This is a genomic window from Achromobacter sp. SD115, from assembly GCF_017355315.1.
In the GTDB taxonomy this organism is placed as follows: domain Bacteria; phylum Pseudomonadota; class Gammaproteobacteria; order Burkholderiales; family Burkholderiaceae_B; genus Achromobacter; species Achromobacter xylosoxidans_B.
Genome location: NZ_JADIJM010000007.1, coordinates 40,760 through 54,001 on the forward strand (window position 1 = coordinate 40,760; position 13,242 = coordinate 54,001).

Sequence of the window (13,242 nt, forward strand, 5' to 3'; positions counted from 1 at the left end):
ATGTACGTCGATTCCCACTGCCATTTGAACTTTCCGGAACTGGCCGCCGATCTGCCGGCCATTCTTGACCGGATGGCCGCCAACCAGGTCACCCACGCGCTGGTCGTCAGCGTCAACATGCCGGAATGGCCCGGCCTGATGTCGCTGGTCGAGCCGCAGGCCAATCTGTGGGCCTCGGTCGGCGTGCACCCCGATTACGAAGACACGCCCGACCCCACGCCCGAAGAACTGGCGCGCCTGTCCGAGCATCCGAAGGTCGTGGCCATCGGCGAGACCGGGCTGGACTATTACCGCCTGTCAGAACCGCTGGACTGGCAGCGCGAGCGCTTTCGCCGCCACATCCGCGCCGCGCGCGACACGGGCCTGCCCCTGATCGTGCACACGCGCTCGTCCGCCGAGGACACCGTGCGCATGCTGCGGGAAGAGCAGGCGGCCGAAGTCGGCGGCGTGATGCATTGCTTTACCGAAAGCTGGGAAGTGGCACAGGCCGCGCTGGACCAGAACTTCTATATTTCCCTGTCCGGCATCGTGACCTTCAAGAATGCCCAGGTCGTGCATGAAGTGGCCGCCAAGGTGCCGCTGGACCGTCTGTTGATCGAGACCGACTCGCCGTATCTGGCGCCCGTGCCGTATCGTGGCAAGCTGAACGACCCGTCCAAGGTGATCCACGTCGCGGAGAAGATTGCGGATCTCAGGGGTATACCGGTGGCCGACGTGGCCAAAGCGTCTTCGGATAATTTCTTCCGTCTTTTCAATAAGATAAAGAAATAATCTGATCTAATTTATTTAAAGTAATTTATAGGAAATCCATGGCTGCCCGCAACGCTTCCGTCCAGAACGCCCTCTTGTCGTGTTGCCGTGGAGCGCTGCTGGCGCTGGCCGTGGGGCTGACTGCCCCGGCGGTGGCGCAGGCCGCCAACCCAGGCGACTGGTGGGTCTATGTCGCCAATGACTATCCGGACGACATCAAGGAACTGCTGGCGCGCGGCGAGGATCCGAACGTGCGCTACAAGAACGGCCAGCCGGCGCTGATGCGCGCGGTGGTCGACGGCGCCTGGAAGGTATTCGACGTGATTGCCGCCGACAAGCGCACCGACGTCAACGCCGAGAACCCGGCGGGCGAGACGCCGCTGATGTACTTGGCCATTGCCGGCCAGACCGAGCGCGCCAAGAAGCTGATCGCCCGCGGCGCCCAGGTCAACCGCCTGGGCTGGACGCCGCTGCACTACGCGGCGTCGAAGGGCCAGCTGGAAATGGCGCGCCTGCTGCTGGCGCACCAGGCCATGGTCAACGCGCCCGCGCCCAATGGCGAAACGCCGCTGATGATGGCGGCGCTTTCCGGCCGCAAACCCATGGTGGACCTGCTGCTGAAAGCCGGGGCCGACGTCGGCTCGCGCGATACCAAGGGCCAGACCCCGGCCGATTGGGCCAGGACGGGCAAGTCCACGGCGGTGGCCGCGGAACTGGACAAGCTGATCGCCCAGCAAGAAGAAACCCGCCGCAAGCTGCGCGCGTCGCGGCCGGCCGAAGAGGGCGTCGAGTCGGCGGGGGCACAGGCGGGCGCGGCAGTTAGCGCGCCGGCCAGTCCGGAGCTGGGCGCGGCAGCCGCGCAGGCTCCCGCCGCTGAAAAGAAAGCCCCGGCCGCGTCTTCCGCGGTCCAGGGCGTTTCGGGCGTGAAGCTCAACAACTACGACGAGCCCGCCGCGCCCTGAGGCGCGGGCTTGCCCGAGGGCCGGCCCGCAAGGGGCCGGCCCGCTTCAAATCACGTAATTCTTGTAGCGCTCGATGTAGTCGCGGGCGCTGCCGTTCAATTCGCGCACGCAGCGCTCGGCCTCATCGGCGTCGCCGCGAACCATTGCGTCCAACAGGGCGCGGTACTGCTTGATCCCCATCTCTGAACGGCCCGGCAGCAGGGCCACGCGGCGCATCGACACGCGGGTGCGATCGTAGATGCGCTCGATCATGTCGCTCAGTACCGGATTGCGCGCCAGTTCCTTGATGTGGTTGCGGAACTGTTCGATCGTGGCCACATGGGCCTCGATGTCGCCGCTCTTCAGGCTGTGCTCGAAAGGTTCCCCCAGCAGGGCCTGCATCGCTTCCCAATCGTCGGGCGTGGCATTGGCGATGGCCAGGCGCACGGCCAGGCCGTCCAGCGCCTCGCGCACTTGGTACAGCCGATAGGTCGTTTCCATGTCCACCAGGGCCACGACGGCGCCCTTGTTGGGCACCCGTTCCACCAGCGCGCGGTCTTCCAGCGTCGCCAGCACTTCGCGCGCCTTGGCGCGGGGGATGTCGTAGGCCTGCGCCAGGTCTTCCTCCGGCACGCGGGTGCCGGGCAGCAAGGCCTGCGACGCAATACGTTCTCGCATATCCAGTATGACTTCGTGGGTGGAAGCCGCCTTGCGTGTTTCGGGGGCGGCGGCGTCAGCTGAGGCAGTCGCGCGTTTATTGGGCATGTAGGCACCTGGGTTGAATGGCGGGAAGCATAGCATTTTTTTGAACTCAAGATTGTGCACAATTTAGAATGCGTAGTTGTAAATCAGCATTGACACAATAAAACGCACAAGAATATAGTGGCTGCACTTCGTCGCCGTACCCACGCATCCAAGGAGCCCAGGGCAATGAAAGACGCCGCGCAGTCCCCTCAACTTCCCGGTCCGCAGTGCCAGGCATACCTGGCCCGGCGCAACGCCGCCGTCGCCCTGGGCGTGGCCAACGGGCCCCCGGTATTCGCGGCCGCTGCCCGCGGCGCCACGCTGACCGACCTGGACGGGCATGCCTACATTGATTTCGCCGGCGGCATCGGTACCCTGAACGTCGGCCATGCGCATCCCGAGGTGGTGGTCGCCGTCCAGGCGCAGGCCGCGCGCTATCTGCACACCTGCTTCAACATCGTCATGTATCCGGAATACATCGAGCTGGCCGAAGCGCTGGTCGATCTGGTGCCCGGATCCTGGCCCAAGAAGGCCATGTTGCAGACCACCGGCGCCGAGGCCGTGGAAAACGCCATCAAGGTGGCGCGCCGCGCCACCGGCCGGCAAGCGGTGGTGGCGTTCGAGAACGCCTTCCACGGCCGTACCTACATGGCGCTGTCGCTGACCGCCAAGGCGCCCGCGTACAAGACTGGCTTTGGCCCCTTCGCCTCCGAGGTCTACCGCGCGCCGTTTCCGGTGCGCTACCGCTCCGGGCTTACCGAAGCCGAATGTGCCGAGGCGGCCTTCAATGAATTCCGCCGCCTGGTCGAAACCGAGATCAACGCGGAGCAGGTCGCCGCCGTGATCATCGAGCCGGTGCAGGGCGAGGGCGGCTTCCATGCCGCGTCGCCCGCCTTCCTGCAGGCGCTGCGCGCCTACTGCACCCAACACGGCATCGTGCTGATCGCCGACGAGATCCAGTCGGGCTTCTGCCGCACCGGGGAATGGTTCGCCACCCAGCATGCCGGCATCGAGGCCGACCTCTACACCCTGGCCAAGTCCATGGGCGGCGGCTTGCCGATAGCGGCGCTGGTGGGGCGCGCCGACTTGATGGACGCGCCCGCCGTGGGCGGCCTGGGCGGCACCTATGGCGGCAACCCGCTGGCCTGCGCCGCAGCGCTCGCGACCATCGCGGTCATGCGGCGCGAGGACTACGCGGCGCGCGCCCGCGATCTCGGCGCCAGCGTGCGCGAACGCTTTACTGCCTGGGCCGGACAGTACGGCATCGTCGGCGACGTGCGCGGCCTGGGCGCGATGGTGGCCTTTGAGGTCGTGCGCGGCAACGGCGACGACAGCCCCGCCGGCGATCTGGCGGCCCACATCGTGCAGGCCGCCTACCAGGGCGGACTGGTGCTGGTGAAGGCGGGCTTTTACGGCAACGTGATCCGCTTCCTGGCGCCCCTGTCCATTACCGACGAGGAATTGGCCCGCGGCCTGGACATCCTCGGGCGCGCGGTGGCGGACGCCCAGCGCATCGCCGACGCCCGCGCGTCGCAAACGGCTTGAGGAGCGCTGCATGCATACGCTGTTGAAACTGAAGAACGCCCGCAAAGTGGTCAGCCAGCTGGGCGCGGCCAAACCGGGCATGGAAGTGCTGGTGCTGTACGACCTGCACACCCACCACAACGTCGAGCCCCTGGCCATCGCGGTGGATGAGGCGGGCGCCGGCCTGCACCTGCTGCAGATCGCGGGTTCCGCGCGCCACGGCCGGCAGTTGTCGCCGGTGGTGGCCCAGGCCATGCAGGCGGCCGACCTGGTCATCGCCCTGACGCGGGCCAACGCCGCGCATACCGATGCGCGCCAGCAGGCCACGCGCGCCGGGGTCGGCGTGATCGTGCTGCCCGAATCCCATCTGCCCGATTTCTTCCTGGCCGAAGGCTGGGACTGCGACTTCGACGCGCTGCGTCCGCAGATCCAGGGCCTGGCCGACGCGCTGACCCGCGCCGACACGGCCCGCGTCACCAGCGAACTCGGCACCGACGTGACCATGAGCATCGCCGGCCGCCAGGGCCGCGCGCTGCACGGCTTTGCCAACACCACCGATATTTCGGCGGGCTATTGCCTGGAGTCCAGCCTGGCGCCGGTGGAAGGCACGGCCGAAGGCGTGATCGTGGTCAACGCCAGCATTCCCGGTGTCTCGCTGATCCGCGACGAGCCGGTGCGCATCCATATGGAGAAGGGCATGGCGGTGGCCATCGAAGGCGGGGCGGTAGCACGGCAGTTCCGCGACCTGCTGGCCAGCTTCAACGACCCGCTGGTCTACAACCTGGGCGAACTGGGCGTGGGCATGAACCCGCGCTGCCAATTGGACGGCACCATGCTGTCCGATGAATCCGTCTACGGCTCGATCCAGCTGGCGCTGGGCACCAGCGCCTACATCGGCGGCACCGTCAAGGCGGCCGCCCATTACGACACCATCGTCACCGACGCGACGCTGGAACTGGACGGCAGGGTGGTGCTGCAAGGCACCGAACTACGCCTGGAGGACGCGGCATGAGCATAGACCTGAGCCGCGACGCCGACGGCGTGGCCACCGTGCTGATGAACCGCCCGGAAAAGCGCAACGCGTTCACGCTGGACATGTACCGGGAGTTCGGCCGGGTCATGCGCGAACTCGACGCCGACGACACGGTGCGCTGCGTGGTGCTGCGCGGCGCCGGCGGCGCCTTCTGCGCCGGCAGCGATATCGGCGGCTTCGAAGAAGACCGCGACGGCGCCGCGCAGGCGGCCGAGTACGCGCTTTTCACCTTGTCCATGACCGACACGCTCAAGCATCTGCGCCATCCCACGGTGGCCTGCATCGAAGGCGTGTGCGTGGGCGGCGGGCTGGAGCTGGCCGCCTTGTGCGACATCCGCATCGGCGGGCGCAACAGCCGCTACGGCATCCCGGTGAACCGCATCGGGCTGACCGTGGACCACCAGGAACTGGCCGATCTGATCCGCGTGGTCGGCGCCGCGCGGGTGCTGGAAATCCTGCTGGAAGGGAACATCTTTGGCGCCGACGAGGCCATGTCCAAGGGCCTCCTGACCCGCGTGGTGGATGACGAACGCGTGGCGGAACAAACCTATGCCACCGCCCGTCGCATCGCCGCAGCCGCGCCGCTGGTCAACCGTTGGCACAAGCGCTTCGTCGGCCAGCTGCGCGAAGGACGCGCGCTGAGCGCGGACGAGCGCAGCGAAGCCTACGCCTGCTTCGGCACCGAGGACTACCGGCGCGGCCGCGCAGCCTTCGCCGCCAAGCGCATCCCCGAATTCATCGGCCGCTAAAGCGGCCACCGACCCGAGACGGACCGCATATGACGCAAGCTGCATCCCCCCTGGCAGGCATCAAGATCCTGGATCTCTCGCAGATCATGGCCGGGCCGTACTGCACCATGGTGCTGGCCGACTTGGGCGCCGAGGTCATCAAGGTCGAGAAGACCGGCGCCGGCGACGACTCCCGCGAAATGGGCCCCTATGTGAACGGCGAGTCCACCTGTTTCGCCCAGATCAACCGCAACAAGCAGGGCGTGGCGCTGAACCTGAAGGATCCCGAGGCCCGCGAGGTGCTGTACGAGCTGGCCCGCTGGGCCGACGTGGTGGTGGAGAACTATCGCGTGGGCGTGACCAAGTCGCTGGGCGTGGACTACGAAACGCTGTCGCGCATCAATCCGCGCCTGGTGTATTGCTCGATCTCCGGCTATGGCCATACCGGCCCCTACGCGGGCAAGGGCGGCTTCGACCTGGTGGCCCAGGGCATGAGCGGCATCATGAGCATGACCGGCGAACCCGGCGGGCGTCCCTTGAAGTCGGGCATCGCCATCTATGACGTGGGGGCGGGCCTGACGGCGGTCTATGCCATCCTGGCCGCCTGCATCCACCAGATGAAGACGGGCGAGGGCCAGCACATCGACATCGCGCTGGCCGAGTGCGGATTGCCCTGGTTCGTCTGGGAAGCCGCCGCCTACTTCGCCGACGGCACGGTGCCGGAAGGCACCGGCAGCCGCCACCGTGTGTCGGCTCCGTACCAGGCCTTCGGCACGCGCCAGGGCTTCATCATGATAGGCGCCGCCAACCAGCGCACCTGGGAGCGCCTGTGCGCGGACGTGTTGGAGCGCCCCGAACTCATCACCGATCCGCGCTTCATCACCAATTCGGACCGGCTGGCCAATATCGCCGAACTGGAACCCTTGCTGGAAGCGGAATTCGCGCGCGCCGACGCGGCCGAATGGATAGCGCGCTGCGAGAAGGCCTCCGTGCCCTGCGGCCCGATCAACGACTTCGGCCAGGCCATGCAGGACCCGCATTACCTGGCGCGCGGCATGGTGCAGGAACTGGACCATCCCGCGCTGGGCAAGATGAAGACCATAGGTATTCCGACCAAGTTTTCCAGGACGCCGGGTGCCTTGCGCACGGCCGCGCCGCTGATGGGCCAGCACACCGACGAGGTGCTGCGCCGCTTCGGGGTGGCGGAGGACAGAATTGCAGGCATGCGCGCCCGAGGAGTCATCGCGTAACAGACAAACCGCAGCAGGCAGTATCGAAGTCGCATCCAAGCTACAAGGGGACGCCGGCGTCACGCACGCCGGCGGCTATTCGAAGTTGAACAAAGATGTTCACGCCGCAAGGAACCTTCATGACACAGCCCATCCATCTTTCCCGCCGCGGCTTCATCGCGGCCAGCGCCGCGCTGGCCGCTTGCGGCGCCGTTCCCTCCCTGGTCCGGGCGCAATCGGCCCAGCCGTTCCGGCTGGGGGCGCTCAACTCCATCACCGGCGTCGGCGGCCCCTATGGCCCGGCCATGCTGGAAGCCATCAAGATCGCCATCGACGAGGTCAACGCCGCCGGCGGCGCGGCTGGCCGCAAGATCCAGCTTTATGCCGAAGACGACCAGACCAAGCCCGACGCCGCCGTGCTGGCGGTGAAGAAGCTGATCGAGATCAACAAGGTCGAGGCGGTGGTCGGCATCTGGCCGTCGTCGGTGGGCCTGGCCGCCATGCCCATCACCAATGCCGCGGGCCTCATCACCATGAACACCTGCGGCGCGCCGGAAATGCTGACCGAGAACAAGCAGGGGCTGGCCTGGATGTTCCAGGCATCCAACGCGGTGTTCGGCCGCGCTTTCGCCGAAGTGGCGCGGCAGCGCGGCTTCAAGCGGCCGGCGGTCATGGCCTTCAATAACTCCACTTTTGTAGGGCAGGCAAACTACTTCCGTGATACCTGGCAGGAGAAGGGAGGCAAGGTCAGCGCCTTCACCATCTACGAACCCAATCAGACCACCTACCGCACCGAACTGACCAAGGTGCTGGCGTCCAAGCCCGACGTGATCTCGCTGAGCGCCTACCGGCCCGACGCCACCATCATCCTGAAGGAATGGTTCCAGACCGGCCAGGACTGCAAGTTCATCATGCCGGGCTGGACCGCCAACGAAGACCTGGTCAAGGCGCTGGGCAAGGAAGCCACCGAGGGCATCATCTCGATCTCCAACGTGGCTGCCCACGAACACCAGGCCTACAAGACCTTCGCCGCCGAATTCCGCAAGCGCACCAAGCGCGAGCCGGACATCTTCGCTTCGCAGTCCTATGACATGGTGATCACGCTGGCGCTCGCCATCGAGGCGGCGGGGCCGACCGCGGACGTGGCCGCCATCAACGGCAAGATCCGCGCCGTGACCGCGCAGGGCGGCGGAGAAAAGGTCAGCGGCTTCGCGCAAGGCCAGGCGCTGCTGCGCGCCGGCAAGCCGGTGGACTACGACGGCGCGTCCTCGCGCCTGGACTTCGGCAAACAGGGCGAGACCGTGCCGGACTTCGGCGTCTTCGACATCCGCGACGGCAAGCTGGTGCTGAATGAAGTCATCGCCGGCCAGGTCTGACGATAAAAACACTAGGGGAACACAAGTATGGATGGAATCACCGTCATCAACGCCGCGATCAACGGCGTTGTGATCGGGATGCTGCTGGCCTTGCCGGCACTGGCGATCACGCTGGTGTTCGGCATCGCCCGCTTTCCCAACGCCGCCAGCGGCGACTACATGACGTTGGGCGCCTACGCCGCCGTCTTCACCCAGGCGCTGGCCGGCGGCTCGATGCTGGCGGGCGGCCTGGCGGCCGTCGCCGGCACCACCCTGGTCAGCCTGTTTTTCTATGCCTGGGTGTTCCGGCCGCTGGAGTCGCGCTCCAACGTGTCGCGCCTGATCGCGTCCATCGGCGTGGCGTTCGCGCTGCGCAGCACGATCACGTTCTTCGCCGGGCAGGACCAGTACACCTTCGACATGCCCTTGACGCGCGCCTGGAATTTCGGCGGCGTGCGCATCCTGCCCACCGACCTGTACATCGTCGGCACGGCGGTGGCGGCGCTGGCGCTGGTGTTCGCCCTGATGCACATGACGCCCACCGGGCGGCGCATGCGGGCGGTGGCGGACAACCCCGAGCTGGCCGCGGCCAGCGGCATACGTGGACGGCGCGTGATGATCACGCTGTGGAGCATCGCCGGCGCGTATTGCGGGCTGGGCGGGGTGCTGCTGGGCATCAAGGCGGTGGTGATCCCCGAACTGGGCTGGGAACTGCTGATGCCCATGTTCGCGGCCGTGATCCTGGGCGGCATCGGCAATCCGGTTGGCGCCATCGTCGGCATCATGGTGTTCAGCATTGCGCAGGAAGTCGCCAGCCTGGTGGTCGGGCCGGCCTACAAGATCGTATTCGCCTTCGCGGTGCTGCTGTGCGTGCTGCTGCTGCGTCCCCAGGGTATCTTCGGCCGTCCGATGGCGGCGAGGTGAGTCATGGAAGCCTATCTGATTGCTATCGCCATCGGGATCCTGATCTACATGCTGCTGGCCTTCGGCCTGTCGCTGCACTACGGGTTCACCGGACTGATCAACTTCGGCCACGTCGGCTTCTTCGCCATCGGCGCTTACACCTCGGCGCTGCTGTCGCTCAAGGGCGTGCCGATACCCATCTCCATGGCGGCCGCCGCCGCGTTCGCGGCGCTGGCGGCCTGGCCGCTGGGCATGATCGCCTTGCGGCTGGGCAGCGACTACCTGGCCATCGTGACGCTGGGCTTCTCTGAGTCGGTGCGCATGATGCTGCAGACCGAGGAATGGCTGACGCGCGGCATGCACGGCCTGCCCGGCATCCCGCGGCTGTTCGCCGGCTGGGCCTCGCCGCAGACGGTGGACCTGTGGATCATGCTGCTGCTCCTGGCGGTCAACGCCGGCGCCTTGTTCCTCATCCACCTGGTGATACGCAGCCCCTTCGGCCGCGTGATCGAGGCGGTGCGCGACAACGAGGTGGCGGTGCGGGCGCTGGGCAAGGACCCGGCCCGCTTCAAGACCCGTTCGCTGATGCTGGGCGCGGGCCTGGCCGGCCTGGCGGGCGCGTTCCAGGCGCACTACCTGACGTTCATCAGCCCCGAGCAGTTCGTGCCGTTGATCACCTTCTACATCTGGATTGCCATCATCCTGGGCGGCGTGGGGCGGTTGAGCGGCGTGGTGGCGGGCACGGTGCTGCTGGTCGGCTTTCTGGAAGGTTCGCGTTTCGTGCGCGACTTCGTCGGCGGCATCTCGGAGGTACAGATGGCCAGCGTGCGCATCGGCGTCATCGGCCTGGCGCTCATTTGCGTGGTGCTGTACCGGCCTCAGGGCATTTTCGGCAACACCTCGGCCACGCGCAGGAGATAAGGGATGACGCTGCTTTCCATCAAAGGGCTGAGCGCCAGCTTCGGCGGTTTCAAGGCGCTGGACGACGTGTCGCTGGAAGTGCGCAAGGGCGAAATGGTCGGGGTGATCGGCACCAACGGCGCGGGCAAGAGCACGCTGTTTTCGGTGGTCACGGGCTACATCCCGCCCAGTTCCGGGTCCGTGCGTTTTGCGGACGAGGACATCACGGGCGTCGCCGTGCACCAGCGCGTGCGCCGCGGATTGGCGCGCACCTTCCAGGTGCCGCGCGAGTTCAGCCAGCTGACGGTCTTCGACAACATGATGGCCGCCGCGCCGGACCAGCGCGGCGAAAAGCTGGCGGCGCTGGTGTTCGCCCGCCGCGAGGTGGCGCGCGAAGAAGCGCGCAACGCCGAACGCGTGCACGAATTGCTGGCGTTCCTGAACCTGACCCGCGTGGCCGACGAGCCGGCCGGGAAACTGTCGGGCGGCCAGAAGAAGCTGCTGGAACTGGGGCGGCTGCTGATGCTGGAGCCGCGCTGCATCCTGCTGGACGAACCGTTCGCCGGCGTCAATCCGGTGCTGATCGAAGAACTGTCGGCGCGCATCGTGGAACTGAACCAGCGCGGCCTGACCGTCGCCATCATCGAGCACAACCTGGAAGAGCTGTCGCGCATCGTGCCGCGCATGTACGTCATGGACCGCGGCCGCGTCATCGCCGAAGGGACGCCCGACAGCGTCCTGGCCAATGAACAGGTGCGCGAAGCGTACATGGGGGGAGTGATATGAGCCAGCTCGTCATGCAAGGCCTGTCCGGCGGCTACGGCGAGGTCGATATCGTCAGCGGCATCGACATGCACGTCGCGCCGCGCGAGATCGTCACCATCGCCGGCACCAATGGCGCGGGCAAGTCCACGCTGGTCAAGGCGGTGATGGGGCTGTTGCCGCGCATCGCCGGCACCATGACCTTCGATGGCCGCGACCTGCTCGCGCTGCCGGTCGAAGAGCGGGTGCGCATCGGCATTTCCTATGTGCCGCAGGTACGCAACGTGTTCGGCGCGCTGACCGTGCTGGAGAACCTGCAGGTGGTCGAACACGTGCAGGCGCGCGAAAAGCGCATCCGCGACATGTTCGAGCTGTTTCCCGCGCTGGCCGGGCGGCGCAAGACGCATGCCGAGAACCTGTCCGGCGGCGAGCGCCAGCAGCTGGCCTTCGCCCGCGCGCTGATGTCCTCGCCGCGCCTGATGGTGCTGGACGAGCCCTCGGCCGCCTTGTCGCCGGCGCTGACCGAGCAGGTGTTCGCCGAAGTGCGGCGCCTGCCGCAGATCGGCGTGGGCGTGCTGATGGTGGAGCAGCGGGCGCGCCAGGCGCTGGCGTTCAGCGACCGCGGCTACATCCTGGATTCCGGCCGTATCGTGCTGACCGATACGGGGCAGGCGCTGCTGGCCAACCAGCATATGAGCGATCTGTATATCGGGCGGGGAGGGCATGCGGGGGGCGGCCATGCTGGGGGCGATCGTTCGTCCGCTGGCAATGTCCCCGCCTGAAACCGATTGGACCGTCCCGCCGGCGGCTGCTGGCGCGGACGGCAAGTCTACTTTTCCATGATGCTTTGCAGGAGCCGTACTTTGCCTACTTCCTTGCCTACTTCCGAAACCATGGTTTCCCCGGCATCCGCTGCGCGCCGCCCCGCGCCCGGCGCCATCGCCGCCCTTACCGCCACCGAGGGCCTGGCCGCGCTGGAGCAGGGCAAACTGACCTGCGAGGCCTGGGCGCGCGCCTGCCTGGACCGCATCGAAGAACGCAACGGCGGCGTCAAGGCCTGGGTCCGGGTGGACGCCGAAGGCGCGCTGGCCCGCGCCCGCGAATGGGACCGCCATGGCCGGCGGCGCGCGCTGGACGGTGTGCCGCTGGGCATCAAGGACACCATCGACACGGCGGCCATGCCGACCGAACTGGGCGACCCCGAAATCTTTCCGGGCCGCCAGCCCGAGGCCGACGCGCCCGTGGTGACGCAGGCGCAGGAACTGGGCTTCAACCTGCTGGGCAAGAACACCGTGTCGCGCCACGCCATCATGCTGCCCGGCCCCGCGCGCAACCCACACGACCTGAGCCGCACGCCGGCCGCGTCCTCGGCGGGTTCGGCGGCCGCGGTTGCCGACTTCATGGCGCCGCTGTCCATCGGCACGCAGACGGCGGGCTCCATCCTGCGGCCGTCGGCATTCTGCGGGGCGGTGGGCTTCAAGCCCACGCTGGACGCCATCCCTTATGTGGCCATCCGGCGCTATTCGCGGGTATTGGACGTGATCGGACCCATCTCGCGTTCGGTCGACGACGCCGCGCTGTTCATGCGCGCCTTCACGGGCGATCCCCGTTACGATCCGGCGTCCTCGTTGCGCAGCGATTTCCGCCTGGGCGTGTGGCGTCCCAAGGACTGGACGGATACGGAACCCTGCATGCGCGAGAGCTTCGAAGCCAATCTGCGCGCGCTGTCGGCCGCCGGCGTGAAGGTGACTGAACTGGCCATGCCGCCGGCCTTCGACACCATGGGCGAGGCGCAGGACGTGATCATGGCCTACGACCTGGCGCGCGAATACGCGGCCATCAAGCGCGACCACGCGGCGCTGTGCGATCCGGGCCTGATCGATTACCTGACCATGGGCGAAGGGCTGTCCGCGGCCGATTACGCCGGGGCGCTGGACGCCGCCGACGCCTGCCGCCGCGCCTTCTACGACGCCGCGCGCGAGGTCGACGCCGTGGTTATGCCTTCCACGCTGGGCGAAGCGCCGCTTGCCAGCTCCACCGGCAGCTCGGCTTTCATCCGCATCTGGTCGCTGCTGCACAACCCGTCCATCACCTTGCCCGTGGCGCGCGGCCCCAACGGCCTGCCGCTGGGCTTCCAGATGGTCGGTTTCGTCAAGGAGGACGCGCGGCTGCTGTACTGGGCGCGTTGCGCGGAGCGCATCCTGGGCTCTACCGCCCACCAGGCCTGACCGGCCCGGGCCGGGTTTGATCCACCGCGCACCGCCGGGGCGCGGCGGATTCTTCGGCGCCTTCGGGCGCCTTTTTTGCGTCGGCTATTCGGGGTTTTCCCCAGTCATTCTCAGTATTCGGGAATAAAAAGTGGTTGAAGAACCA

General features: G+C 67.2%; 13 protein-coding genes. 12 read left to right on the plus strand and 1 reads right to left on the minus strand.

Features of this window, described 5'->3' with window-relative positions:
• Both IPU70_RS11980 and IPU70_RS11985 read left to right on the plus strand, forming a co-directional pair.
• On the plus strand, window positions 1-771 hold the full coding sequence (locus tag IPU70_RS11980) for a TatD family hydrolase (RefSeq protein WP_207467521.1): 771 nt from the start codon (window positions 1-3) through the stop codon (window positions 769-771).
• A gap of 38 nt (window positions 772-809) precedes the next feature.
• The gene (locus IPU70_RS11985; RefSeq protein ID WP_207467523.1) at window positions 810-1,712 is read left to right on the plus strand and encodes an ankyrin repeat domain-containing protein; all 903 of its coding nucleotides are present in this window, start codon (window positions 810-812) and stop codon (window positions 1,710-1,712) included.
• Window positions 1,713-1,757: 45 nt separating this feature from the next.
• Here the strand turns inward: IPU70_RS11985 and IPU70_RS11990 are convergent, their stop codons facing one another.
• Entirely contained in the window at window positions 1,758-2,492 is a 735-nt protein-coding gene (locus IPU70_RS11990; protein WP_371818916.1) for a GntR family transcriptional regulator, read from the minus strand.
• Between the two features lie 129 nt (window positions 2,493-2,621).
• Here IPU70_RS11990 and gabT point away from each other — a divergent pair, with 129 nt between their 5' ends.
• The 10 genes from gabT (at window position 2,622) to IPU70_RS12040 (ending at window position 13,097) form a co-directional block, all read left to right on the plus strand.
• Entirely contained in the window at window positions 2,622-3,980 is a 1,359-nt protein-coding gene (gabT, locus tag IPU70_RS11995; RefSeq protein WP_207467526.1) for a 4-aminobutyrate--2-oxoglutarate transaminase, read from the plus strand.
• A 10-nt stretch (window positions 3,981-3,990) separates the two neighbouring features.
• Window positions 3,991-4,971 carry an aminopeptidase gene (locus IPU70_RS12000; protein WP_207467528.1) on the plus strand — a complete coding sequence of 327 codons (981 nt, stop codon included), beginning with the start codon at window positions 3,991-3,993 and terminating at the stop codon, window positions 4,969-4,971.
• Window positions 4,968-5,741 carry an enoyl-CoA hydratase/isomerase family protein gene (locus IPU70_RS12005; RefSeq protein WP_207467531.1) on the plus strand — a complete coding sequence of 258 codons (774 nt, stop codon included), beginning with the start codon at window positions 4,968-4,970 and terminating at the stop codon, window positions 5,739-5,741. The genes IPU70_RS12000 and IPU70_RS12005 overlap by 4 nt, the downstream gene beginning before the upstream one ends.
• A 29-nt stretch (window positions 5,742-5,770) precedes the next feature.
• Window positions 5,771-6,970, plus strand: a complete 1,200-nt coding sequence (locus tag IPU70_RS12010; protein WP_207467533.1) for a CaiB/BaiF CoA-transferase family protein — start codon at window positions 5,771-5,773, stop codon at window positions 6,968-6,970.
• A gap of 119 nt (window positions 6,971-7,089) precedes the next feature.
• Window positions 7,090-8,325, plus strand: coding sequence for an ABC transporter substrate-binding protein (locus IPU70_RS12015; RefSeq protein ID WP_242702447.1), 1,236 nt, complete (start codon window positions 7,090-7,092; stop codon window positions 8,323-8,325).
• Between the two features lie 27 nt (window positions 8,326-8,352).
• Window positions 8,353-9,228 (plus strand): branched-chain amino acid ABC transporter permease, encoded by an 876-nt coding sequence (locus IPU70_RS12020; protein WP_013393482.1) that lies wholly within the window; start codon window positions 8,353-8,355, stop codon window positions 9,226-9,228.
• 3 nt (window positions 9,229-9,231) lie between these two features.
• The gene (locus tag IPU70_RS12025; RefSeq protein WP_207467538.1) at window positions 9,232-10,128 is read left to right on the plus strand and encodes a branched-chain amino acid ABC transporter permease; all 897 of its coding nucleotides are present in this window, start codon (window positions 9,232-9,234) and stop codon (window positions 10,126-10,128) included.
• A 3-nt stretch (window positions 10,129-10,131) separates the two neighbouring features.
• Complete coding sequence (locus tag IPU70_RS12030; protein ID WP_013393484.1) at window positions 10,132-10,893, plus strand: ABC transporter ATP-binding protein; 762 nt, start codon at window positions 10,132-10,134, stop codon at window positions 10,891-10,893.
• The gene (locus tag IPU70_RS12035; RefSeq protein ID WP_207467540.1) at window positions 10,890-11,651 is read left to right on the plus strand and encodes an ABC transporter ATP-binding protein; all 762 of its coding nucleotides are present in this window, start codon (window positions 10,890-10,892) and stop codon (window positions 11,649-11,651) included. Before IPU70_RS12030 ends, IPU70_RS12035 begins: the two co-directional genes overlap by 4 nt.
• Before the next feature lie 81 nt (window positions 11,652-11,732).
• Window positions 11,733-13,097: an amidase gene (locus IPU70_RS12040; protein WP_242702448.1), complete on the plus strand. Its 1,365-nt coding sequence runs from the start codon at window positions 11,733-11,735 to the stop codon at window positions 13,095-13,097.
• Window positions 13,098-13,242: the final 145 nt, after the last annotated feature.

Coding starts and splice junctions, on each gene's coding strand:
- IPU70_RS11980 (WP_207467521.1), top strand. CDS start 1: ATGTACGTCGATTCCCACTGCCATTTGAACTTTCCGGAACTGGCCGCC.
- IPU70_RS11985 (WP_207467523.1), top strand. CDS start 810: ATGGCTGCCCGCAACGCTTCCGTCCAGAACGCCCTCTTGTCGTGTTGC.
- IPU70_RS11990 (WP_371818916.1), bottom strand. CDS start 2,492: ATGCTATGCTTCCCGCCATTCAACCCAGGTGCCTACATGCCCAATAAA.
- gabT (WP_207467526.1), top strand. CDS start 2,622: ATGAAAGACGCCGCGCAGTCCCCTCAACTTCCCGGTCCGCAGTGCCAG.
- IPU70_RS12000 (WP_207467528.1), top strand. CDS start 3,991: ATGCATACGCTGTTGAAACTGAAGAACGCCCGCAAAGTGGTCAGCCAG.
- IPU70_RS12005 (WP_207467531.1), top strand. CDS start 4,968: ATGAGCATAGACCTGAGCCGCGACGCCGACGGCGTGGCCACCGTGCTG.
- IPU70_RS12010 (WP_207467533.1), top strand. CDS start 5,771: ATGACGCAAGCTGCATCCCCCCTGGCAGGCATCAAGATCCTGGATCTC.
- IPU70_RS12015 (WP_242702447.1), top strand. CDS start 7,090: ATGACACAGCCCATCCATCTTTCCCGCCGCGGCTTCATCGCGGCCAGC.
- IPU70_RS12020 (WP_013393482.1), top strand. CDS start 8,353: ATGGATGGAATCACCGTCATCAACGCCGCGATCAACGGCGTTGTGATC.
- IPU70_RS12025 (WP_207467538.1), top strand. CDS start 9,232: ATGGAAGCCTATCTGATTGCTATCGCCATCGGGATCCTGATCTACATG.
- IPU70_RS12030 (WP_013393484.1), top strand. CDS start 10,132: ATGACGCTGCTTTCCATCAAAGGGCTGAGCGCCAGCTTCGGCGGTTTC.
- IPU70_RS12035 (WP_207467540.1), top strand. CDS start 10,890: ATGAGCCAGCTCGTCATGCAAGGCCTGTCCGGCGGCTACGGCGAGGTC.